Origin of the sequence: Streptomyces curacoi (assembly GCF_001513975.1) — a bacterium.
GTDB lineage: Bacteria > Actinomycetota > Actinomycetes > Streptomycetales > Streptomycetaceae > Streptomyces > Streptomyces curacoi.
Genome location: NZ_KQ947987.1, coordinates 455,977 through 478,058, shown reverse-complemented (window position 1 = coordinate 478,058; position 22,082 = coordinate 455,977). Strand labels below are relative to the sequence as shown.

18 protein-coding genes are annotated in these 22,082 nt (G+C 72.6%); 6 read left to right on the top strand and 12 right to left on the bottom strand.

The genetic code is table 11. The features are described from left to right. Positions 1 to 78 precede the first annotated feature (78 nt). The 3 genes from AQI70_RS15555 to AQI70_RS15545 form a co-directional block, all read right to left on the bottom strand. Entirely contained in the window at positions 79 to 1,347 is a 1,269-nt protein-coding gene (locus AQI70_RS15555) for an SAV2148 family HEPN domain-containing protein (protein WP_208607379.1), read from the bottom strand. Between the two features lie 73 nt (positions 1,348 to 1,420). Continuing rightward, positions 1,421 to 2,761 carry a copper amine oxidase gene (locus AQI70_RS15550; protein ID WP_062149374.1) on the bottom strand — a complete coding sequence of 447 codons (1,341 nt, stop codon included), beginning with the start codon at positions 2,759 to 2,761 and terminating at the stop codon, positions 1,421 to 1,423. A 69-nt stretch (positions 2,762 to 2,830) separates the two neighbouring features. Continuing rightward, a complete protein-coding gene (locus tag AQI70_RS15545; RefSeq protein ID WP_062149371.1) occupies positions 2,831 to 3,652 on the bottom strand; it encodes a hypothetical protein in 822 nt (273 codons plus the stop codon). Positions 3,653 to 3,833: 181 nt separating this feature from the next. On the opposite strand from AQI70_RS15545, the gene glgX reads away from it, so the two are divergent. From glgX to AQI70_RS15525, 4 genes are all read left to right on the top strand, one after another. Beyond that, on the top strand, positions 3,834 to 5,981 hold the full coding sequence (gene glgX, locus AQI70_RS15540; RefSeq protein ID WP_062149368.1) for a glycogen debranching protein GlgX: 2,148 nt from the start codon (positions 3,834 to 3,836) through the stop codon (positions 5,979 to 5,981). 118 nt (positions 5,982 to 6,099) lie between these two features. Further along, positions 6,100 to 8,463 carry a malto-oligosyltrehalose synthase gene (gene treY, locus AQI70_RS15535; protein ID WP_062149365.1) on the top strand — a complete coding sequence of 788 codons (2,364 nt, stop codon included), beginning with the start codon at positions 6,100 to 6,102 and terminating at the stop codon, positions 8,461 to 8,463. A 61-nt stretch (positions 8,464 to 8,524) separates the two neighbouring features. Beyond that, positions 8,525 to 8,782 carry a hypothetical protein gene (locus AQI70_RS15530; RefSeq protein WP_062149362.1) on the top strand — a complete coding sequence of 86 codons (258 nt, stop codon included), beginning with the start codon at positions 8,525 to 8,527 and terminating at the stop codon, positions 8,780 to 8,782. 101 nt (positions 8,783 to 8,883) lie between these two features. Further along, positions 8,884 to 10,134 (top strand): M14 family zinc carboxypeptidase, encoded by a 1,251-nt coding sequence (locus AQI70_RS15525; protein WP_062149359.1) that lies wholly within the window; start codon positions 8,884 to 8,886, stop codon positions 10,132 to 10,134. A gap of 44 nt (positions 10,135 to 10,178) precedes the next feature. Here the strand turns inward: AQI70_RS15525 and AQI70_RS15520 are convergent, their stop codons facing one another. The 3 genes from AQI70_RS15520 to AQI70_RS15510 all read right to left on the bottom strand — a co-directional run bounded on the left by AQI70_RS15520 (position 10,179) and on the right by AQI70_RS15510 (position 12,699). Beyond that, positions 10,179 to 10,592 carry an SSI family serine proteinase inhibitor gene (locus tag AQI70_RS15520; RefSeq protein ID WP_062149356.1) on the bottom strand — a complete coding sequence of 138 codons (414 nt, stop codon included), beginning with the start codon at positions 10,590 to 10,592 and terminating at the stop codon, positions 10,179 to 10,181. After that, on the bottom strand, positions 10,589 to 11,959 hold the full coding sequence (locus AQI70_RS15515; RefSeq protein ID WP_062149353.1) for a M14 family zinc carboxypeptidase: 1,371 nt from the start codon (positions 11,957 to 11,959) through the stop codon (positions 10,589 to 10,591). The genes AQI70_RS15520 and AQI70_RS15515 overlap by 4 nt, the downstream gene beginning before the upstream one ends. A gap of 188 nt (positions 11,960 to 12,147) precedes the next feature. Further along, the gene (locus AQI70_RS15510) at positions 12,148 to 12,699 is read right to left on the bottom strand and encodes a DUF1707 and FHA domain-containing protein (protein WP_062149350.1); all 552 of its coding nucleotides are present in this window, start codon (positions 12,697 to 12,699) and stop codon (positions 12,148 to 12,150) included. 185 nt (positions 12,700 to 12,884) lie between these two features. On the opposite strand from AQI70_RS15510, the gene treZ reads away from it, so the two are divergent. After that, on the top strand, positions 12,885 to 14,630 hold the full coding sequence (gene treZ, locus AQI70_RS15505; RefSeq protein ID WP_062149346.1) for a malto-oligosyltrehalose trehalohydrolase: 1,746 nt from the start codon (positions 12,885 to 12,887) through the stop codon (positions 14,628 to 14,630). A 69-nt stretch (positions 14,631 to 14,699) separates the two neighbouring features. On the opposite strand, the gene AQI70_RS15500 is transcribed toward treZ, so the two are convergent. The 5 genes from AQI70_RS15500 to AQI70_RS15480 all read right to left on the bottom strand — a co-directional run bounded on the left by AQI70_RS15500 (position 14,700) and on the right by AQI70_RS15480 (position 19,259). After that, the gene (locus tag AQI70_RS15500; RefSeq protein WP_062149343.1) at positions 14,700 to 15,644 is read right to left on the bottom strand and encodes an aminoglycoside phosphotransferase family protein; all 945 of its coding nucleotides are present in this window, start codon (positions 15,642 to 15,644) and stop codon (positions 14,700 to 14,702) included. Positions 15,645 to 15,705: 61 nt separating this feature from the next. Continuing rightward, complete coding sequence (locus AQI70_RS15495; protein ID WP_062149340.1) at positions 15,706 to 16,833, bottom strand: aminopeptidase P family protein; 1,128 nt, start codon at positions 16,831 to 16,833, stop codon at positions 15,706 to 15,708. A 108-nt stretch (positions 16,834 to 16,941) separates the two neighbouring features. Then, positions 16,942 to 17,562, bottom strand: a complete 621-nt coding sequence (locus tag AQI70_RS15490) for a LysE family translocator (protein WP_062149337.1) — start codon at positions 17,560 to 17,562, stop codon at positions 16,942 to 16,944. Between the two features lie 82 nt (positions 17,563 to 17,644). Then, positions 17,645 to 18,241 carry a PDZ domain-containing protein gene (locus AQI70_RS15485; RefSeq protein ID WP_062149334.1) on the bottom strand — a complete coding sequence of 199 codons (597 nt, stop codon included), beginning with the start codon at positions 18,239 to 18,241 and terminating at the stop codon, positions 17,645 to 17,647. 154 nt (positions 18,242 to 18,395) lie between these two features. Then, positions 18,396 to 19,259, bottom strand: a complete 864-nt coding sequence (locus tag AQI70_RS15480; protein ID WP_062150077.1) for a LysR family transcriptional regulator — start codon at positions 19,257 to 19,259, stop codon at positions 18,396 to 18,398. A gap of 119 nt (positions 19,260 to 19,378) precedes the next feature. Here AQI70_RS15480 and AQI70_RS15475 point away from each other — a divergent pair, with 119 nt between their 5' ends. Further along, positions 19,379 to 20,098, top strand: coding sequence for a CTP synthase C-terminal region-related (seleno)protein (locus AQI70_RS15475; RefSeq protein WP_425264616.1), 720 nt, complete (start codon positions 19,379 to 19,381; stop codon positions 20,096 to 20,098). Between the two features lie 28 nt (positions 20,099 to 20,126). Here the strand turns inward: AQI70_RS15475 and phsA are convergent, their stop codons facing one another. After that, a complete protein-coding gene (gene phsA, locus AQI70_RS15470) occupies positions 20,127 to 22,013 on the bottom strand; it encodes an O-aminophenol oxidase PhsA (protein ID WP_062149328.1) in 1,887 nt (628 codons plus the stop codon). Between the last annotated feature and the right edge of the window lie 69 nt (positions 22,014 to 22,082).

Genomic DNA, 22,082 nt, shown 5'->3' with positions numbered 1-22,082 from the left:
CGTTCCCCCAGTGGTCTCCACCTTCCCATGGGCCACTGACAATCAGAGGACCGCATTCCGCTTCCCCGCCGGAACAGTTCAGGACACCGGTCGCGAATCCGCCCACATGAGCTCGAACTCCTCGCGGTATGTGGGGAAAAGCCCGCCTTCGTCGATCTCGTCCGACTTGACCACCCTGCTGCCGTTGCGGAGCACCAGGACCGGCGCCTCCAGCCCCCGTGTCCGCCGCAGATAGGACTGCACGACCGCGACGCCGTCGGAACCGTCGCCGTCCACGAGGTACGCCGTGAAGCGGGGCGTCTCGTCGAAGACCTGGATCTCGAAGGCGCCCGGGTCCCGCAGCCGCGACCGCACCCGGCGCATGTGCAGGATGTTCATCTCGACCGCGCGGCTCAGCTCGCCGCGCTTGATGCCGAGTTCGCGCTCGCGCCGTTTGACCGCGCTGGAGGCCGGGTTCAGGAACAGCAGCCGCACCCGGCAGCCGGACTCGGCGAGCCGCACCAGGCGCCGCCCGGAGAAGTTCTGCACGAGCAGGTTGAGGCCGATGCCGATGGCGTCGAGCCGGCGGGCGCCGCCGAAGATGTCCTCGGCCGGGAACTGGCGCAGCAGCCGGACCCGGTCGGGGTGCACGGCGACCACGTCGGCGTACCGGTCGCCCACCAGGTCCTCGACCGCGTCGACGGGCAGCCGGCGCGCGGACGGCACGTCGCCGCCCGCGCCGAGAATGTCGAGCAGGCGTGCCGAGGCCCGCTCGGCCTGGTTTAAAACGGCCTCGGACAGGGCCCGGTTGCGTGAGACGACGTTGCGGGTCACCTCAAGCTCGTCCAGGGCGAGTTCGACGTCCCGGCGGTCGTCGATATAGGGCTCGAAGCACGGCCAGTGCTGCACCATCAGCTCGCGCAGCTGCGGCAGCGTGAGGAAGCTGAGGACGTTGTCGTCGGCCGGGTCGAGCAAGTAGCCCTTGCGGCGGCTGACTTCGCGTACGGCGACCGCGCGCTGGACCCACTCCTGGCCGGCCGGTCCGGCCGCCGCCACCACCCAGTCGTCACCGTGGACGGGCTCGTAGATGGGGCGCAGCACGGCCGCGACGACCGCGCGCAGCCGCTGCTCGACGAGGTTCAGCCAGATGTAGGCCCGGCCGGCTCGCTGGGCGCGGGTCCGAACCTCGCGCCAGGCGTCGGTGTCCCAGTCCAGCTCCGGCCCGATGGAGCCCGTCTCCATCGGCCTGGCCAGGGACACCGTGCCGGGCGGGACGTCTGTGGAGTTCCCCTCGTGACCCTCGTCACCAGGGGGCAACTCCAGCCCTCCCGAGCCCACCCGCGCACCGCCTTCCGCTCCCCCGAGCACTCCCCGTCCCAACGATCAAGGAAGGGTACTCCGGGAGCGGCGGGCGGTGCAGCCGGATGGACAGGGTCGTTTCTCAACTACGCGGCCGCCAGTGCCCGTTCTGCCAGGCGAGCTCGCTCGGAGTGAGCGGATTCATAGCGGTGACATCCCGCGGGACGATGGAGAATCCCTGCCAGTGGACCGGCATGGGCTGCTGGTCCTCGTCGCGGGCGATGTGGTGGAAGCCCACGTTCATCCAGGCGATCGGGTGTGTCAGGGCCTGGCCGCTGACCCACTTGTCGACGGACTTGGGGTGGCCGTTGCCGCAACCGGGGTTGTGCGTGGCGAACTTCTCGCACTTGTTGTACTCGGTGAAGTACATGTCGTGCTTGGTGTAGCTGCGGCCCGGGTACTTGGTGCTGGCGCCGGGGACGATCTCGTAGGACCGCGCGTGGCCGTCCTTGTTCTTCCCGGTCGCGCTGACCACGCGCCACCAGCGGTAGTTCTTGGCGTCGCCCGCGAGTTCCTTGGCGATTTTCGTGCGGGTGGTCCTGGTCTTCGGAGCGGGGTCACCCGAGGCGGGCGCGGTCACGGCGGAGTCGTACTGCTCGATCCGGTTCTTGGTGGAGCCGTCGAGGCCGAAGTCGAGCCGCCAGAAGACGTTGTGGCTGTGGCTGGTGGCCTTGGCGCGGTCGCCCTTGCCGATGGGCCAGCCGCGGCCGTCGCCGGCGTCGTAGTCGTCGTAGGAGAGGCTGCCGGTGGCACCGACGTTCATGGTGACCGTGCCGTCGTCCTGGAAGCGCCACTCGGTCATGTACTCGTACCAGCCGACCTGGTTGACCGTGTAGACGAGCAGGTCCTTGCTCTGCGCCTGGTAGACCTTGTTCGCGGCGTCGCCCTGCATGCGGTAGGCGTGGCCACGCGCGCGCGTGGTGGTGCACAGGCCCTTGACGTCGGCGTTCTGCGGGTCCCAGGCCTCTGGGACCTTGACCGTCTTGATGGTGCCGCCGGGGCACTCGCCGGGCGCCAGGTTCATCAGCCCCTGGGCGAAGCCGAAGCCCGTCAGGTCGTCGTACTCGACGCTTCCGTCGTCGTACGGGACGTGGATCTGGCCGAGCCGGGCGCTGTTGAGGACCTTGATCGGCTTGGTCTCGCCCTTGGGCTGGTAGGAGATTTTCTCCAGGACGAGCCCGGCCTTGCCGTCGTAGCGCCAGCACATCCGCCAGGTCGTGCCGCCGGTGAGCTTCTGCTCGATGCGGTAGGCGGCGCTGCAGTCGGCCGCCGGCGCCGGGGCGTTCTTCGGCTGGGCGGAGGCGGGTGCCGCCCCGGTCGTCGCGCCGGCGGCCAGCGCGGCCAGGGACAGGCCCACGGCGGCGCCCTTGCGGGCACGGCTCATTCTCGGCCGGGGGCCGCTGATCGAACTCTTTTCGCGCATGAAGAAGTGACTCCCTTACAGGAGGTGCAAGTACATGGGGTGCGAGTTGGAAAACTGAACCGATAAGGTTCAGCCGATGTCGAGCTTGGCGGCCTTGCGGGCGCTCAGGTCGATCACGAAGGACCGGGCGTCGATCCAGGGCCCGTTCTTGACCTTCGGGAACAGCCGCACACACCGGTGCTCGCCGCACTTGTCGAGCACGGCGGGCTGGGCGCCCGGAGCCGCCCGGTACACGGCGCCGTTGAGCAGCAGCTGGTCCGGCGAGGTGAGCTCCTTGCCGGTGGCGTCCTTGAAGTCCGCCTTCATGCCCGCGCCCAGCGGGTCGGCGATGAGGAGCCTGGCCGCCTCGGCGTACTCGGCACGGCTCAGCGGCGGCTGGACGCCGTGCTCGGTGACGGTCTGCTCGACCTTCCCGGTGTCAAGGTTGACGGTCCTGGTGACGAGCGCGTCGGCCTTGTAGTCGTAGAACGTCACCTCGGCACGGCGCGGTGCGTCCGCCCTGTCCAGCTCGTCGGCATCCGGCTCGGCGAGGTCGACGCCGACGCGCTGCGGACCGCGGTCGCCCTCGACGTCCTCGCCGGCGGTGCGCAGCTGCGGGCTCGCCGCGAGCTTCGCCGCGCGTTCCATCTCGTCGTCGGTCAGCGGGTCGTTGCCCGTGCCCCGGTCACCCTCCTCCGGGGCCTGTTCGACGACGCCCGGCGGCACCGCGCCGGCCCCCTGTCCCTGCCCCTGAGCGGCCTGCTGGGCGGCCCGGCCGCTGTTGTCCGTTCCCGTTTCGTCGGCCCCGGCCGTCCCCGGCAGGGTGATGCCGACCATCACGGCGGTTCCGGCCACCGCGATGGCCGCACCGGCCACCACCTTGCCCAGATGGCGGTGCACTATCTTGCGCACATCTTCCCCCTACTCCCCGTACGTCCCCGGGAGTACGTGTTGGCCCCACTGGTTCGGCATACCTCGTATGCGCTGGTCGACCGGTAAGAGGGACGTAAGTCATAGGTGGTTCCATCACTTTCGGGGAGACTCGACGCCAAGGCCGCCCCGACGGCGCGCTCGAGCTGAAAGAGTCGTATCCATGCAGGTCTGGCCTGGAGAGGCATATCCACTCGGTGCCACTTACGACGGCGCCGGCACCAACTTCGCGGTCTTCACGGAGGCCGCGGACCGAGTAGAGCTGTGTCTGCTGCACGACGACGGCTCGGAGACGGCGGTGGAACTGCGGGAGAGCGACGCGTTCGTACGGCACGCGTACCTGCCGGGCGTCATGCCGGGGCAGCGGTACGGGTTCCGGGTGCACGGGCCCTACGCACCGGAGCGGGGCTTGCGCTGCAACTCCGCGAAGCTGCTCCTCGACCCCTATGCCAAGGCGGTCAGCGGCTCGATCCACTGGGGCGAGGAGGTGTACGGCTACCACTTCGACAAACCCGACAAACGCAACGACCTGGACTCGGCGCCGCACACCATGTCGTCGGTCGTGGTCAACCCGTACTTCGACTGGGGCGACGACCGGCCGCCACGCACCGAGTACCACCACACCGTGATCTACGAGGCCCATGTGAAGGGCCTCACGATGCGCCACCCGGGGCTGCCCGAGGAGCTGCGTGGCACCTACGCCGCCCTCGCGCACCCGGCGGTCATCGAGCACCTCACCGAGCTGGGTGTGACGGCACTGGAGCTGATGCCCGTACACCAGTTCGTGAACGACCACCGGCTGGTCGACATGGGCCTGAACAACTACTGGGGCTACAACACGATCGGCTTCTTCGCCCCGCACAACGCGTACGCCTCCTGGGGTGACCGCGGCCAGCAGGTCCTGGAGTTCAAGTCGGCGGTGCGGGCGCTGCACGAGGCCGGCATCGAGGTCATCCTCGACGTGGTCTACAACCACACCGCCGAGGGCAACCACCTGGGGCCCACGCTGTCCTTCCGGGGCATCGACAACCGCTCGTACTACCGGCTCACGGACGATCCGCGCTACTACATGGACACCACCGGAACCGGGAACTCGCTGCTCATGCGGTCCCCGCACGTGCTGCAGCTGATCATGGACTCGCTGCGCTACTGGGTCACCGAGATGCACGTCGACGGCTTCCGCTTCGACCTCGCGGCCACGCTGGCGAGGCAGTTCCACGAGGTGGACCGGCTGTCGTCGTTCTTCGACCTGGTGCAGCAGGACCCGGTCGTCTCCCAGGTGAAGCTGATCGCCGAGCCGTGGGACGTGGGCGAGGGCGGCTACCAGGTGGGCAACTTCCCGCCGCTGTGGACGGAGTGGAACGGCAAGTACCGCGACACCGTACGGGACCTGTGGCGCGGGGAGCCGCGCACGCTGGCGGAGTTCGCGTCCCGGCTGACGGGCTCGTCCGACCTGTACCAGGACGACGGGCGGCGCCCGCTGGCCTCCATCAACTTCGTGACCTGCCACGACGGCTTCACCCTGCACGACCTCGTCTCCTACGACCACAAGCACAACCACGCCAACGGCGAGGACAACCGGGACGGCGAGAGCCACAACCGGTCCTGGAACTGCGGGGCGGAGGGCGAGACGGACGACCCGGCCGTCCTGGAGCTGCGCGCCCGCCAGATGCGCAACTTCATCGCCACGCTGATGCTGTCCCAGGGCGTGCCGATGATCAGCCACGGAGACGAGTTCGCGCGCACCCAGCGCGGCAACAACAACGCCTACTGCCAGGACAGCGAGCTGGCGTGGGTGGAGTGGCCGGGCGAGGACGAGGCCGGCGAGGACGGGGCGGCCGGGCACGGCCTGCCCCGCGAGCTGCTCGCCTTCACGCGCGCGATGGTGTGGCTGCGCCGGGACCATCCGGTCTTCCGCAGGCGGCGCTTCTTCCACGGCCGGGCCGTGGAGGGCACCCACGACGACCTGTCGGACATCGCATGGTTCACTCCGCAGGGCAAGGAGATGACCCAGCGGGACTGGGACCGGGCGCAGGCGTCGGCGCTGACGGTGTTCCTCAACGGCAACGCGATCTCGGAGCCGGGCCCGCGCGGGGAGCGCATCACCGACGACTCGTTCCTGCTGATGTTCAACGCCTCACCGAAGACCCTCGACTTCGTCGTGCCGGTCGACCACGGCCGCCAGTGGCAGGTGGTCGTCGACACCGCCCGTACGGACGGGGTGCCGCCGGGGACGGGCGCGAAGGTGCAGGCCGGGGACCGGTTGACGCTGGTGGACCGCAGCCTGACGGTGTTGCAGCGGCCGGTCTAGGAGGGCAGTGCCTCGGCGCGCGTGTCCCGGCCCCGTCGTCCTCGTCGGGGCACGCGCGTGGGACCACGTGGCGGGGCCGGATGACAGGAAGGGCGGCGAGGCGGGTACGTAGCTTTCCATGACACCTGAGCGACCTGACCCGACGGCGCCCACCGCCACCTACCGGCTGCAGCTGCAGCCCGCGTTCCCGTTCGGGGCCGCGGCGGCGGCCGTGCCGTATCTGGCCTCGCTCGGCGTCTCGCACCTGCATCTGTCCCCGGTCCTGGAGGCGGTCCCGGGGTCGGGGCACGGCTACGACGTCGTGGACCACGCGCGCGTGCGCGAGGAACTGGGCGGCGAGGAGGGGCTGCGCGCGCTGGCGCACACCGCGCGCGAGCACGGCCTGGGGCTGGTGGTGGACGTCGTGCCGAACCACATGGCCATGGCCCCGCGCCACAACCGCGCCCTGTGGGAGGTGCTGCGCGAGGGCCCGAAGTCGCCGTACGCGCGCTGGTTCGACATCGACTGGGAGGCGCAGGACGGGCAGGTGCTGCTGCCGGTGCTGGGGCACCCGCTGGGCGAGGAGCTCGGCCGCCTGCGGGTCGAGGGCGACGTCCTGCGCTACTACGACCATGTGTTCCCGCTGCGCGAGGGCACCGAGGACCTGCCGCTGCCGCAGCTCCTGGACGCCCAGTGGTACCGCCCGGTGTGGTGGCGGCTGGCCCGTACGGAGCTCAACTACCGGCGGTTCTTCAGCATCTCGGAGCTGATCGGGGTGCGGGTCGAGGACCCGGAGGTGTTCGAGGCCACCCACGCCAAGATCCTCCAGCTCCTCCACGAGGGCGTGATCGACGGACTGCGCATCGACCACCCGGACGGCCTCGCCGACCCGGACGCGTACCTCCAGCGCCTCCATGAGGCGACCGGCGGGCGCTGGACGGTCGTGGAGAAGATCCTGTCGGACGGTGAGCACCTGCCCGCCTCCTGGCCGGTCGCCGGCACCACCGGCTACGACGCCCTGCGGCACATCGACGGCCTCTTCACCGACCCGGCGGGGTTCGGGGAACTCCTCGGGCAGTACCGGCGGTTCGCGGCCCCCCAGACGGACCGGGGCGGTGACTGGGAGGCGACGACGCGGCGGGCGGCGTACAAGGTGCTCACGCACGAGCTGGCCACCGAGATCGACCGGCTGACGCACGTGGCACACCGCGTGTGCGCCACGTCGCCGGAGCCCGCGCTGCGCGACCGCGCGCCCTGGGCGCTGCGCACCGCCCTGCAGGAGCTCCTCGTCCGGCTGGAGGTCTACCGGCCGTACGCCTCCGGGGACGCGGCCCGCGTGGTCACCGAGCAGGCCGCGGAGGAGGCCCGGCTCGCCTTCGTCGTGCCCGAGGAGGCCGGTGCGGTGGACGCCGTGCGGGAACTGGTCCTCGGGCGGGCCGGCGACGGGCCGGACCATGTGGAGTTCCGCACCCGGTTCGCGCAGACGGCGTCGGCGCTGCGGGCCAAGTCGGTGGAGGACACCGCGTTCTACCGCTATGTGCCGCTGCTGTCGGCGACCGAGGTGGGCGGGAACCCGGGGAGCCCGGCGGTCACGCCCGACGAGTTCCACGCGTACTGCGCGCGCGTGCAGCGCGACTGGCCGGTGACCGGGACGGTCGCATCGACGCACGACACCAAGCGCAGCGCCGACGTACGGGCCGCGCTGGCGGTGCTCACCGAGTGCCCGGAGCGCTGGGCGGACGTCCTGGCCGAGGTGACGCGCGACGGCGAGGGCGTGCCCGACGCGCAGCTGGCGTGGGCTGCCTGGCAGACGGTGTTCGGGCTGGGCGAGGCGGCCGTCGACCGCGTTCAGGGTGCGCTGCTGAAGCATGTGCGCGAGGCGGGGCTGTTCACGAGCTGGACGGAACAGGAGCCGCCGTACGAGGAGGCCGTGGCGGCGTTCGTCGCCGCGGGGCCGTGCGGGGCGCCGGGCGAGCGTGTGGCCGCCTTCCGGAGCGGTCTGGGGCCGCACATCCGGGCGAACATGCTGGGCGTGGCCCTGACCCAGCTGACGATGCCGGGCGTCCCGGACGTCTACCAGGGCACCGAGGGCGAGTACCTCGCCCTGGTCGACCCGGACAACCGGCGGGCCGTGCGGTTCCCGCCCGAGGACCCGGGTGAGAAGGGCGCGGTGACGGCCGCCGCGCTACGGCTGCGCAGGCGGCGCCCCGAGGTGTTCGGTGACTCGGCGTCGTACGCGCCCTTGACGGCCGAGGGCCCGGCGGCCGCCCACTGTGTGGCCTTCGCGCGCTCCGGTGAGGTGGTCACCGCCGTGACGCGGCTGTCGCTGCGGCTGGCGCGCTCGGGTGGCTGGCGTGACACGCTGCTGCCGCTGCCGCCGGGGCGGTGGGCCGACGTGCTGGCTCCGGAGCGGGAGTTCACCGGGCACGCGCGCGTGGAGGAGCTCTTCGAGCGGCTGCCGGTGGCGTTGCTGGAGCGGGTCGGCGGGCAGGGGCCGAAGTGAGCGGGCGGTGCGGCCGTACTGCCGTACGTCCGCCCGCGCGGTAGGGACAATCCGGGAGAGCGTGTCCGTCGAGCGCGCAGTCGGCGTGTACGGCTGCACCGCGCGCCGTGGCATCGTCCCGGTGACCGGCTCGTGCCCGCGCGTGCTCCGGGGGCTCGGGGCAGGCGGCCGGCGCGTGGTGACGAACGACCACGCGTCCCTCGCGCCCGGGCGTCCGGCGGCCCTCCTGGGGTCCATGGGCCGGAAGTCACCCTCGTGGAGCGACGCGACGGGCCTCGCGCTCCCGTCGGCGCCCACCGCCGCACCGGCGGGGCGGTGAATGCAACTGGGCGCCCCCGGGAGCCTCCCCCGTGAACTCCTTGACACCTAAACCGGACCGTGGGGTACTGCGGATTGCGAAGCCGGGCGGATGTGACGGGGGTGAGTCTTCTGCCGGAGCCGCGCTACCCCACCCATGCCGAACTAGTTCTGTCCGCCCGCGCGTTGGCCGCTCACCGACCCGGCTTGTGCACGCTGAGACAGGTGGGGGCCTCCCGCGCGGGCAGACCCCTCCACCTGCTGTCCATCGGCCGCGCCCGGCGCGCCGTCCTGGTGGTCGCGGGCGCACACGCCAACGAACCGACCGGCGGCTGCACCCTCCTCGCCGTCGCCGAACGCGTCCTGCACGAAAGACGCTTGCGGGCCGACACCTCCTGGCACTTCCTGCTCTGCGCGGATCCCGACGGGGCGAGCCTGCACGTGACCCCGGCACCCCGCACTCTGTTCGACTACCACCTCGGCTTCTTCCGGCCCGCGGCCCCGGAGCAGCCCGAGTGGGCACCGGCCGCCCTGCCGCCCGACCGGCTGCCGCCGGAGACGCGCGCACTGACCGGGGTCATCGACGAACTGCGCCCCTATCTGCAGGTGACCCTGCACGGCACCGATCTCGGCGGCAGCTGGGTGCAGTTGACCAAGGACGTCCCCGGACTCGCCGAGCCGTTCGCGAAGTCCGCGGCGGAGCTGCACATCCCGGTGGAGACCGGGGCCTCGGACGCGGCGGGCTGGCCCGCGTCCGGGCCGGGGGTGCACGTGATGCCGGCGCCGGGCGCGGGCGCGGCGTACCCGAGCATGCCGGATGACGCGCGCAGCAGCACCTGGTACCACGTGCACCGCTACGGCGGCCTGACCGCGGTCGTCGAGGTGCCGATGTGGGCGAGCGACCTGGTGGACGATCCGGCGCCGCATCCGGCCCCGGCCAGGGCGATGCGGCGGCTGGGGGCGCGCCTGCTGCGGGACGCGCTGGAGGTGGAGCGGGTGCTCGCCGAGGCGCTCCCCCGCCTGGACGGCGCCGAGGGGCCGCTGTTGCGGGCCGCGAAGTGGGCGCTGGAGCTGGTGCCGGGGCTGGCCGCCGACTGGATGCACACGCCGCCCGCCGACAACACCATGGCCTACGTCGGGAGCGTGGACGCCTTCGGCCGCCGGCTGCCGTTGCGGGCGGCGGCCATGCTGCTGCGGGTCCTGCAGGAGGCCGACGACTGCGCGGCACCCCGTCTCGAACGCCTGGTGGCGACCTGGAGCGACGCCTTCGCCGAGCGCTTCCGCGCCCGCTGGGTGCCTCTGGAGCACCAGGTGGAACACCAGTCCCGCACCGTTCTCGCGGCGGCGCTGCACGCGCGCGACCGGGCGGCGTGAGCCGCGCCGCCGCACGCGCGCGTGCAGCGCCGTGCGGTGCGGCGTCAGCCGTCCACCGCGAACACCGCCCCGGTCCGCGCGGCCATCCCGCACCCGTTCGCGAACGTCTCCCGGTACTCGATCCGGCGTCCGTTCCACTCCCCGCGCGCGTGGGCGGTCACCGGCGCGTAGATCATCGGGCAGAAGGCGTCCTTCCGGTCGAGCCGGCGGATGTCGCCGCCGACCCGCTCAAGGTCCGCACAGGCCTCGGCCGCCTTGGCGTGGCCCTGCGGCGGATCGCACAGCAGCAGCCTGCCGGGCGACTCGTCATGGTGGCCGTCACCGCGGGTGACCGTGACGAAGAGCCAGTTGCCGGTGTCGGAGTCCTGAGCCGTCACCTGGGGCGCAGCCGCGCCGAGGGCGAGGGCGGCGGCTGCCGTCAGCAGACCGCCTCGTACCGCTGTGATGCGTTGCGTCATTCCCGATGCATCGGCACGGCAGCCCCGGCATTCCACCCCGACTCACCCGAACGGGAGCGGGCGGGCGCGTATCGCCCGGCGAGTTCGAACGCGGCGAGCACCACCCGTGACTGGTACTCCACCTGTCGAGCGACCGGTATCCAGCGCGCCCCGCAGCCGTCGCGGTAGTCCTCGCACCACTCGTCGAGGAGCCGGTCGAGTTCCGGCAGCGCCCCGGCCGGATCGCGCCCGGCGCCCCGCACGAGCTGGTGCAGCAGCCCGGCCGTCCGCAGGGCCAGGCGCCGCCCGGCGATGCGCAGGGCGGCCAGGTGGGCGGTGCTGAGCGGGGGAAAAGGGTGCACGCCGACGGGGACCTCGACGTCGGGATCCCATGCGTCGGCGAGCCCGGGGCAGACCAGTAAATAGTCGTCCACCGGGGCGAGCAGCCGGGCCGTCTCCGGTCCGGCGGGAAGGTGCGGGCGCAGGCGCTCCAGCAGCCGCTCCAGGACGCGGGTGTCGTGGCGGAGTGTGTGGCTCACCATGCGCAGGACCGTTTCCTCATCGGCGTGCGGGGCACCGTCCTCCACCGCGGCCACCCCCCACATGGGGGCCTCGACGACCGCCGTGACCGTGCCGTGCCGGTGCGGATGGAACCAGGTCGACTCGACGGCCGCCTCGGTGATGGCGGCGGCCAGGTCGCCCCGGCGCGGCATGGGGATCCGGTAGACGGCGGGTCCCAGTTCCGGCCAGTACAGGGTGTCGTAGGGGCCGAGCTCGCGGGGGATGCCGAGGCGGGCGGCGGTGTGCGCGACGCGCCGGGCGAGGCCGGGCAGGTCGTGGGTCAGCTCGACGAAGCCGCCGCCGACGTCGACGCCGTGCAGGGAGCACTGGAGGAAGGGCCGCAGTTCGTCCTGGAGGTCGAGCAGGGCACGGGTCTCCGGCAGCGTGGCGCCGGCCGCGCCGTCGGGCAGCCATTCGGGTTGTTCCAGGAAGCCGGGCCGGAAGAAGTGCCGGAAGTAGCCGCCGAGGGTGTAGGGGCCGTGCACCCAGCCCTCGTTGCGGCGCAGGCCGTCGGGGTCGAGGCACAGCAGCAGGTTCCAGGTGGCGTCGGCGCCCTCGTGCAGACGGGGGTCGGCGAGCACCCGTTCGGCCAGCCGCAGCACGGTGGCGCCGCCCACCGGCTCGTTGGCGTGCGGGCCGGCCACGACGAGGGTCTGGCGGCTGCCGTGGCCGACGGAGAGCAGCCACAGGGGCGTGCCCGCGCGGGACGTCCCCACACGGCGCAGCCGTGCCTCGCGGGGGCGGCGGGCGACGAGTGCGTGCGCCCGGGCGCCCAGCTCGTCGACGCTCGGGTAGCGGAGGAGTGGCGGCAGGGCACACCTCCACAATGTGGTGCCGTCGATTCACCTGGTGTGCATGGTGTACGCACAGTCAGTCACGACTTGACGAGTACGTCAACACCGCGGTGGGCAAGGGGACTTCGGTCAACACATGATCAACGCATCGCGTAAAACCAAGGCCAGAGCTAAGGTTCGGCTCAGTAAGCCGGCTCGGTAATCCGGCTCAGCAGTCCGGCTCAGTTCGCGGCGAGCCGGAACGACATCCGGCCGAAGCCGACCTGGTCCCCCTCGCGGACCACCACGGCACCGATGACCCGTCGGCCGTTCACCGTGGTGCCGTTGGTGGAGCCGAGGTCGCGCAGCACCCATATGCCGGCCTGGTGGCTCAGTTCCGCGTGCACCCGGGACACCGTCTCGTGGGTCAGCCGCAGTCCGTTGGCGGGGTCGCGGCCGATCCGCAGCGGATGACCGGCCGCGGGGTGGGGCAGCAGCAGCTTGGGCAGCCGCTCGGCCTGCCAGGCCCTGCGCAGCCGTACCGTGAAGCCGGAGACCGCCTCGACGGTGCCGAACACCAGACGCGACAGGCGGCTCTCGGAGGGCAGGTCGGCGGTGAGCACGGCGAGCTCGTCCACACGGCGGGCGGCGAGGGCCAGTTCCATGCGCCGTACGAAGGTGTCGTGCGACAGCCGGCCCATGGCGACGCCGTCACGGAGCACCTTCAGCACCTTGTCGCGCTCCACGTCGGAGAGCCGCGCGGGGTAGGTATTGAACTCGAAAGACGACGTCACGGTGCTGATTGTCGGGCAGTGAACCCCCGGTGTCCAGAAAACGCGGAAACGGCCGCCACGCGTGCGTGATCGACGCCACCGGCCGCGACACCTGCCGCAAAAGGGAAGATTCAAAAGCGGATTGATCTCGTTTGAAGCACCATGGACGGGCTACATCACGGTGAGCAGACGAAGGGGAACCGTCCGTGCAGTTCGAGGTGTGGGCACCGCAGGCCGACCGAGTGACCCTCCATTGCGAGGGCACCACGCGCGCGTTGGAGCGCGATCCCGATCGCGCGGGATGGTGGTGGGGGGAGGCGGAGGCGCGGGACGGAACCCGGTACGGCTTCGCGCTCGACGACGGCCCCGTGCTGCCCGACCCGCGCTCGCGCCGCCAGCCGGACGGCCCGGACGGGCTGAGCGCGGTCGTCGACCACGGGCGGTACGCCTGGCGCGGCGAGTGGGCCGGGCGGCCGCTGCCGGGCGCGGTGCTGTACGAGCTCCATGTGGGCACGTACACGCGCGAGGGCACGCTGGACGCGGCAGCCGAGCGCCTCGGCCATCTCGCCGAACTCGGCGTCACCCATGTCGAGTTGATGCCGCTGAGCCCCTTCCCCGGGCGGCACGGCTGGGGGTACGAGGGGGTGTCGCTGTGGGCCGTGCACGAGCCGTACGGCGGGCCCGAGGCGCTGAAACGCTTCGTCGACCGGGCCCATGAACTGGGCCTGGGCGTGGTCCTCGACGTCGTGCACAACCACTTCGGCCCGTCCGGGAACCATCTGCCCGCCTTCGGGCCCTACCTCACGGACACCCACCAGACGCCCTGGGGCGCCGCCGTCAACCTGGACGCGCCCGGCTCGGACGAGGTGCGCGCGTATCTCGTGCAGAGCGCGCTGGCCTGGCTGCGGGACTACCGGCTCGACGGGTTGCGGCTGGACGCGGTGCACGCGCTGGTGGACACGCGCGCGTGCCACTTCCTGGAGGAGCTGTCGACGGCCGTCGACGCCCTCGCCGCCGGCCTGGGCCGGCCGCTGTTCCTGATCGCGGAGTCCGACCTGAACGACCCCCGGCTCATCACCGCGCGCGAGGAGGGCGGCCTCGGTCTGCACGCGCAGTGGAACGACGACTTCCACCACGCCGTGCACACCGCGCTGACCGGCGAGTCCCAGGGCTACTACGCCGACTTCGCCCGGGCGCCCATGGCGGCCCTCGCCAAGACCCTCACCGGCGGCTACTTCCACGACGGCACCTACTCCAGCTTCCGGGGCCGCAGCCACGGGCGCCGCCTGGACCGGGCGCGCGTGGCCGCGCACCGCCTCCTCGGCTACAGCCAGACCCACGACCAGGTCGGCAACCGGGCCCAGGGCGACCGGCTCGCGGCCCTGCTCTCCCCCGGCCTGCTGGCCTGCGCGGCGACGCTGACGCTGACCGCGCCGTTCACACCCATGCTGTTCATGGGCGAGGAGTGGGCCGCGGGCACACCCTGGCAGTTCTTCACCGACCACACCGATCCGGAGCTCGCCGAGGCGGTACGGCGGGGCAGGCGGCGGGAGTTCGCGGCGCACGGCTGGGCCGAGGACGAGGTGCCCGACCCGCAGGACCCGGCGACCCGGGAACGCTCCTGCCTCGACTGGTCCGAGCCGGCCGGCGAGCCCCACGCGCGCGTGCTGGCCTGGTACCGCCGTCTCATCGCGCTGCGTCACGAGCACCCCGACCTCACCGACCCCGACCTGGCCGACACCAAGGTGGCCTACGACGAGCACGAGCGCTGGCTCGCCTTCCGCCGCGGCGACGTACGCGTGGCCGTCAACCTCGCCAAGGAGCCGGCGGCGATCCCCCTGGGGCCGCGTCGGGCGGAGGTGCTCGCCGCGTGGGAGCCGGTGGCGGCGCCGGGTGCGGACGGGGTGCTGCATGTGCCCGGGGAGTCGGGTGTGGTGCTGTTGCAGGCGTGAACGGGCAGGGCGGGCGGGTCCGCCGGGGGTGCCTCCTGCTCCGCGTATGCGCCGCCTGGTCCGCCCGCCCTACAGCTCCCCGTCCGCCTCGTCGTCCCTGAGTTCCGTGACCCGCTCCAGCAGGATCGCCTCCCATGCGTTGCGCAGCTGCGCCCGCAGCACCTGCGGTGGTGTCCCGCCCTTGCCGTCGAGGCGGTTCGCGAGGCGGACGACCGCGTCGCAGCGGGCGAGCCAGAGGCCGCGCAGGCACGGGCGGGCGCTGTAGCCGGCGAGGGTGGCGGCGCGGACGGCGGCCGGGGAGCCGACGGCGAGGGCGAGGCCGGCGATGTCCTCGGCGGGGTCGCCGAGGACCGTGTCGGCCCAGCCGAGGACGCCGCGCACCCGGCCGTCGGCGCTGACGACGAGGTGGTCGCCAGTGAGGGCGTGGTGGACGAGGACCGCTGTGTTGGGCTGGGCCGCGAGCTGTACGGCGGCCGGCTGGGTGAGCTGGCGCAGGCGGGCGGCGTCGAACTCGTCGGCGGCGGCGAGGCGCCCGGCGGCGGTTTCGGCGGCGCGGCGCAGGGCCTCCAGCGAGCGCGGGGCGGCGCGCGGCACGCCGAGCGTCTCGGCCTGCCGTACCGGGACCTCGCGCAGCCCCGTGAGCAGCCCGGCCAGGTCGGCCTCGCCGACGGCGGACACGTCGTGCTCCCCGCCCGACCCGCCGGGCACCTTGGTGTCCAGGGTGTAGGTCAGCCCGGGCGCCCACTCGCCGTGCGCGACGCTCGTCGGCACCGCGACCGGGACGTGCGGGCGGACCAGATCGCGAAGGCGCAGTTCCCGGCGTTGGCGGGCGGCGGCCGCACGGTCGGGGGCGAGGCGCAGCACATGCCGGGTGCCGACCAGCCACGTGGCGGGGTCGGCGCCCGGGGCGGCGGGGCGGACCTCGGGTCCGGCCGAGTCGTCCACGCCCTCCTTGAGCAGGGAACGGACCAGTCGGCGGACGGTGTCCGCGGTGGGTGTCGGTGCCTGGGTCATGGTCGCGCCGTTGTCGCTCGGGGGTCTACGGGGGCTCCTTGCTCCGGGATCGGTCGCCGGTTCAGTCCACTATGACCATCTCGCGGGTCGTGTCGTTGAGCCGCCTGCCGCCGTCCTCGGTGACCGTCACGATGTCCTCGATGCGCACGCCGAACCGGCCGGGCAGGTAGATGCCGGGCTCCACGGAGAAGCACATGCCGGGGACGAGGGGCTGCTCCTCGCCCTCGATCATGTACGGCGGCTCGTGCGTGGTGACGCCGATGCCGTGCCCGGTGCGGTGGATGAAGTACTCGCCGTACCCGGCGTCCGCGATGACCGCGCGGGCGGCCCGGTCGACCTCCTGGCAGGCGACGCCGGGCCGTACCGCCCGGAAGCCCGCCTCCTGGGCCTCGCGTACGAGGTCGTGGACCCGGCGCTCCTCGTCGGTGGGTTCGCCGACATGGACGGTGCGGGAGGTGTCGGAGCCGTAGCCGTCCTTCAGGCCGCCGAAGTCGAGGACGACCATGTCGCCGCGTTCGATGACGCGGTCGCCCACCTCGTGGTGCGGGTTGGCGCCGTTGGGGCCGGAGGCGACGATGGTGAAGTCGACCTGGGAGTGGCCGAAGTGCCGAAGGAGGTCGGCGAGGTCGGCGGCGACCTCGGACTCGCGGCGTCCGCCGAACGGAACCTTCCGGATCTCCTCGAAGGTGGCGTCCGCTGCCGCACCCGCGGCCGCCATCAGCTCCAGTTCGGCGGCGTCCTTGACCGCCCGCAGCATCGGCAGGGCGTCGGTGAGGGAGGCGTAGGAGGCGCCGGGCAGCGCCCTTTGCAGGGCCAGCAGGTGCATCGCCCAGGCGTTGTCGCTGATGCCGAACCGGCCGCTCGCCTCCAGCAGGGCGGCGGTGGCGGCGTAGGGGTCCTTGCCGTCGGTCCAGTCGCGCAGGGTCAGGCCGGGCGCGCCGGCGGCCTTCGCGGCGTCGGGGGCCTCCAGGGCGGGGACGACGAGGACGGGGTCCTGGCCGGGGACGAGGACCAGCAGGGTGAGGCGTTCGGTCTCGGCGGTGGGCGCGTACCCGGTGAGCCACACCAGGTCGGGGCCGGGTGCCACCAGGAGGCCGGCCAGGCCGGCGTCCGCGGCCGTCCGCGCGGCCCGTTCCATGCGGGCCCGGTAGTCGTCGGCGGTGAAGGGCGCGGGTGCGGTGCCGGTCATCCGGGCCTCCCTGGGCGCTGATAGGGACTACGGGCAGCATCCTGCCCGGACGGAGGGGTCGGCGCGAGCCGGTCGGCGGGTTTCGCGGGCGGCTGGTCGGGCACGGTGTCAGTTCTCCAGTGCCATGCGGACGCCGAGAAGCAGCAGCACGCCCCCGGAGATCTGTTCCAGGCGCCGGCGCACGCCCGCGCGGGACAGCACGGCCTTCATACGGCCGACGAACCAGACGTACAGGCCGTAGTAGCCGACTTCGTAGACCGCCCAGAGCGCGGCGAGGCCGATCATGGTCGGCAGGTGCGGGGCGCCTTCCGGTACGAACTGCGGGAGGAAGGACAGGGCGAAGACGGCCGCCTTGGGATTGGCGAGGTTGAGCAGCAGCCCGCCGCGGTAGGAGGCCCAGCCGCTCTTGTGGACGCCCTGCCAGGCGTCCTGCTCCGCTCCCTCGGTGCGGCGCGCCTGCCGCAGCGCCTGGATGCCGAAGCCGACGAGCACGACCGCGCCGACGATCCGCATCACGTCGTACGCCACCTCGGACGCCGTCAGCAGGGCGGTCAGGCCGAACGCGGCGACGATGCCCCAGATGAAGACGCCGGTCTCGTTGCCGAGCACGGTCAGGAAGCCGGAGCGTCTGCTGTGCAGCGACTGCTTGATGATCAGCACGGTGCTCGGCCCGGGCGAGGCGGCGACGAGGGTGCAGGCTCCGAGAAAGGCGACGAGTGTGGTCAGCATGGGGTCATCGTGGTCGGGGCGGCGGAAGGTGACCAGTGGTTTTCCGGTACTCGCCCAAGCCGCCCCCAGGGATGTGAGGCGGTCAGGTGACGACGCCCGGGACCGCCCTCAGTTGCTGGTAGCCGCCGTTGCGGTGGCGCACCGTCAGGGTGACCACGCGGCCGGGGCGGGTCCCCGCGACGGCTCGCGCGAGGTCGGCGGCCGAGTCGACGCGGGTCCGGTCGAACGCGAGGATCAGGTCGCCGCGGACCAGGCCGGCCGTGTATCCCGGGCCCGGGACATGGAGGCCGACGACCAGGGCGCCCGGTCTCCCGGCGTCCACGGCCTCCACGCCGAGGGTCGCGGCGGCGGGAGCCGGCGAGGAGGCCGGCGTCGGGGACGGTGCGGCCGAGGAGCCGGGCTGTGCCGATGGGGCCGGGGTCGCGGGGGTGTCCGGCCCGGTCTGGCGCTGCAGCTCGGCGAGTCTGCTCATGCCGATCACCGTGGCCCCCACCGTGCCGAGCCCGACCCCGGACAGGACCAGGGCCAGCCCCACGAGCAGGGCGGGCAACAGGGCCGTGAGCCGTCGGCCGCACCTGCGGGGCGCGGTGTGCGGGCGTCGTGCGCCGGGGTCGGTCCTGGCGCCGTCGCCGGGCGGCTGACCTGGCATGGGCTTGGGTCGCAACGCAGTGTGTTCCATCGGATCGCCTCCGGCTGGTGACTACCCTGCGCACCGGCGCACAACGAGCCACGATCGAGTGAGACTGACCGGTGGTCAGGAACGGGAAGCCATCGGCGTCACGGGGAGAACGGCACGTCGGGGAGGCCGGCGGGCGCCTCGGTCGCGGGAGCGCTCACAGCCGTCCCACCAACGCCTCCGCGACCGCCGCCGCTCCCCCGGGCGCCCCCGCGTACACCAGCTCCGTGCGGTGCACGACACGCGGTTCCACGACCGGTACGGCGACCGTGCCGGGCACCTCGGTGGCCGCCGAGCACGGCAGGAGGGTCAGCCCGTGTCCCGCCGCGGCCAGGGCCGTGAGGGTGCGGACGTCGGTGCCCTCGTAGCGCATGGCACGACGGAAACCCTGGCCGCCGTTCGCGGCGCGGAGCTGGGCGAGCGGCAGGCCCGCGTCGGGGGCGTCGAGCCAGCGGGCGTCGGCCAGGTCGCCGAGGCGCAGGCCCGTGCGGTGGGCGAGCGGGTGCGTGTCGGGCAGGAGCACGCGGACCGGTTCCTCGCCCACGCCGTACGTGGTCAGCGGCGCCACGTCGGGCAGGCGCAGCGGGTCGCTGGGGGCGGCCAGGCCGTCGACGAGGCCGAGGTCCGCCGTGCCGGTGGCGACGGCCGCGGGGACCTCGTCGCGCGGCAGCACACGCAGGGTGACGCCGGAGGGCGGAAGCGCGGCGAGGACGCGTGGTGCGAGCGCGGTCGCCGCGGTCGCGAGCGTCAGTCCGTGCTCGGGGGCGGCCGCCATACGGACGACGTCCGCGCGGGCGGCGTCCAGGCGCAGCAGCAGCGGGCCCGCGTGTTCGAGGAGCCGGTCACCGGCCGCCGTGGGCGCTACCGGGCGGCGGGTGAGCAGGGGTGCGCCGAGGTCCTGTTCGAGCGCGGCGATCTGCTGGGACACCGCCGACTGGGTGTAGCCCAGTTCGCGGGCGGCGTCGGAGAACGAGGCGAGGCGGGCGACGGTGACGTAGGTGCGCAGCAGATGCGGGTCCATGCCGGACAGCATCCCGCAGGGCATCAGCTCCGCTTATCGGAGGTTCACCGATCATCGTTGGACGTGAAGTGCGGCCCGCGCCCAGGATGAGGTCCATGACGAACACAGCTGCTCGGACAGTGAAGACGGCGAGGCTCGCCCTCGTCGGGGACCGCTCCCCCAACGTCGCCTCGCACACCCGCGTGCCGCTCCTGCTGGAGGCCCTCGCCGAACGCGACCGGCTCGTCCTCGACGCCTACTGGATCCCGTCGCGGGACGCGGCGGCCGACGACGCGGTGCGTGGCTTCGACGCCGTGTGGGTGCTGCCGGGCAGCCCGTACGACAGTGAGGCGGGTGTGCTGTCCGCGATCCGCACGGCGCGCGAGGAGGGGATCCCGTTCCTCGGCACGTGCGGCGGTTTCCAGCACGCGCTCCTCGAATACGCCCGTCATGTGTGCGGACTGACCCGGGTCGCCCACGCCGAGACCGACCCGGACGCCGAGGACTTCCTCATCGAACCGCTGGCCTGCTCCCTGGTCGGCCACGAGGCGGCTGTCCGGATCGAACCCGGCTCGCTCGCCCAGTCGGTGATGGGTGCCGAGCGGACCGTCGAACGGTACTTCTGCGCCTACGGCCCCTCCCGGCACCTCGACACCCTGCGCGCGCACGGGCTGCGCTTCTCCGGACACGACGAGGACGGCCACGTCCGGATCGCCGAACTCCCCGGCCATCCCTTCTTCCTGGCCTCGCTCTTCCAGCCGGAGCTGTCCGGCGACGGCTCGCGCCCGCACCCGGTCGTCCGGGCGCTGGCGCGAGCCGCGGTCGAGCACGCGGCGCGCAGGGTGCCCACGCACGCCTGACACGTCACACGCGCGTGCACCGCTCACCTCAGCCGGTGTGTCCCTCCCCGTGGCCGCCGTGGGCGCCGCCGTGGTCGAACTTCAACGCCTCCGCGGGCATGACGACGAAGGGCCGCATCATGCCCATGTCCTCGTGCTCCAGGAGGTGGCAGTGGTACATGAACCGGCCGTACGCGCCGTCGAACCTGCCCATGACGCGCAGCATCTGGTTCCCCGGCACCTGGAAGACGTCCTTGTGTCCGAGCTCGTTGGGCGCCAGCGGGATCCGGGTGCGGGCGTCGTACCGGATCGGGCTGCGGGTACCGCCCACCGCCGGGTCGAAGCCCGAGACGTCGTAGGCGTCCCGGCCCAGCAGCTGGAAGTCGGCCAGGTGGATGTGCATGGGGTGGACGATCGGTGCGAGGTTGAGGAAGCTCCACTGCTCGTGGCTACCCTCGGCGATGGTGAAGCCGAGGGCGTCGTTGAAGGTCCGGGCCGTGCGCCGGTAAGTCCTGGTCCTGCCGTTCGGGCCGGTGATCTGGATGACGCCCTCGGTGGGGACCTGGATGTCGCCCGGGTCCTCGACCTCGGCCATCTCCCACATCTCCGGGTGACCGCCCGCGCCCTTCGTGGCGGGCGGGGTGAGCACGATCAGCCGGTGGCCGTGCTCGATGTCGTGCGTGAGGCGGCGGAAGGAGCCGGAGAGCACCTCGGGCAGTTCGAAGGTGTCCGTCTCGCAGGTCTCCCGGACCCGGAACTCCATCACCGCCGGGTAGCGCACGTCACCCGCCGGGTCGGGTACGCCGGGCGGCTGGTTGCGGCCCTTGTTGACCAGGCGGAGCGTCCTGCCCGCGAGTCCGCGGAAGTCGACGAGCAGGTCGAAGCGCTCGGCCGGTGCCGCGCTCAGCGTGGGCATCGCGCCGTCGAAGTCGATCGGCACCGGGCGCGGCAGCAGTCCGCCGTCGCTGCCGATCTGGTGCACGATGCCCGGGACCGGGTTGTCGTCCTCGTCGACCAGGACGAGGCTGTAGATGCGGGCGTTGGACGCGTTGACCAGCCGGAAGCGGTACCAGGCGTCGTCCACTTCGGCGTACGGCCAGATGCGGCCGTTGACCGTGGTGTACGGGCCGGTGAACGGGAGGGAGACCGGCTTGCCGGTCTCCGGGTTCTTCTCCTGGACGATCACCGTCTTGTGCAGCAGCCGGCCGTTGAGCCGGCCGTCCTCGTCGGTGTCGAGGTTGCGGTCGGCCAGCAGCAGCGGGATCTCCCGCTCACCGCCGGGGAGGTGGAGGGCGTCCTCCTCGTCGTCACGGACGAGGTAGGTGCCGAACAGGCCCGTCATCACGTTCCAGCGTGTGATGTTCATGGCGTGGTCGTGGTACCACCACTGCACCGCCTGGTGGTCGTTCGGATACTCCGACAGCTGGGCGTCGCCGTAACCGACCGCGTTGTCCGCCCAGCCGTCGTTGCCGCCGCCCGTCTGCGCGCCGTGCAGATGGGTCACCGACCAGGCGGGCAGGGCGGCGACGTCCTTGTTGGGCTCGACGCCCGCACGGCCGGGCTCGGTGGTGGCCTGCGGGCGGCCGTCCCTGCGCAGCGGCACCTCCACCGAGGTGACCGGGTACTCGCTGTCCTTGGGAATGCGGTTGGTCCAGGCGATGCGGACGCGCTGTCCACGCCGCACCTCGATGGTCGGGCCCGGCACCTGGCCGTCGTACCCCCACATCAGGGTCGGCGGCAGCTGCGGGTGCAGGCGCACCCAGGCCGGGCGCAGGGCGATCTCGGTCTCCCGCAGGACGTCGTCGGACGCGGGCCGCAGGACGGGAGGGACGGGCAGCGGAGCCAGGTACGGCGTGAGCTCACCGCTGTCGAGCGGCCGCTCCTGCGCTCCGGTCTCCCTGTCGCTGTCCGTGAACCTCTCGATGATGTCGGTCAAGGTCGAACACCCCCGTGTGTTCTCGTTGTCTGTTCCCCTCACCCCGGAAGACTCGCGGCGCACCGCCCG

What these genes read in the sequence shown, in the direction of transcription:
- AQI70_RS15550 (WP_062149374.1), bottom strand. Translation starts at nt 2,761, where the DNA reads ATGCGCGAAAAGAGTTCGATCAGCGGCCCCCGGCCGAGAATGAGCCGT.
- glgX (WP_062149368.1), top strand. Translation starts at nt 3,834, where the DNA reads ATGCAGGTCTGGCCTGGAGAGGCATATCCACTCGGTGCCACTTACGAC.
- treY (WP_062149365.1), top strand. Translation starts at nt 6,100, where the DNA reads ATGACACCTGAGCGACCTGACCCGACGGCGCCCACCGCCACCTACCGG.
- AQI70_RS15520 (WP_062149356.1), bottom strand. Translation starts at nt 10,592, where the DNA reads ATGACGCAACGCATCACAGCGGTACGAGGCGGTCTGCTGACGGCAGCC.
- AQI70_RS15500 (WP_062149343.1), bottom strand. Translation starts at nt 15,644, where the DNA reads ATGACCCAGGCACCGACACCCACCGCGGACACCGTCCGCCGACTGGTC.
- AQI70_RS15495 (WP_062149340.1), bottom strand. Translation starts at nt 16,833, where the DNA reads ATGACCGGCACCGCACCCGCGCCCTTCACCGCCGACGACTACCGGGCC.
- AQI70_RS15490 (WP_062149337.1), bottom strand. Translation starts at nt 17,562, where the DNA reads ATGCTGACCACACTCGTCGCCTTTCTCGGAGCCTGCACCCTCGTCGCC.
- AQI70_RS15485 (WP_062149334.1), bottom strand. Translation starts at nt 18,241, where the DNA reads ATGGAACACACTGCGTTGCGACCCAAGCCCATGCCAGGTCAGCCGCCC.
- AQI70_RS15480 (WP_062150077.1), bottom strand. Translation starts at nt 19,259, where the DNA reads ATGGACCCGCATCTGCTGCGCACCTACGTCACCGTCGCCCGCCTCGCC.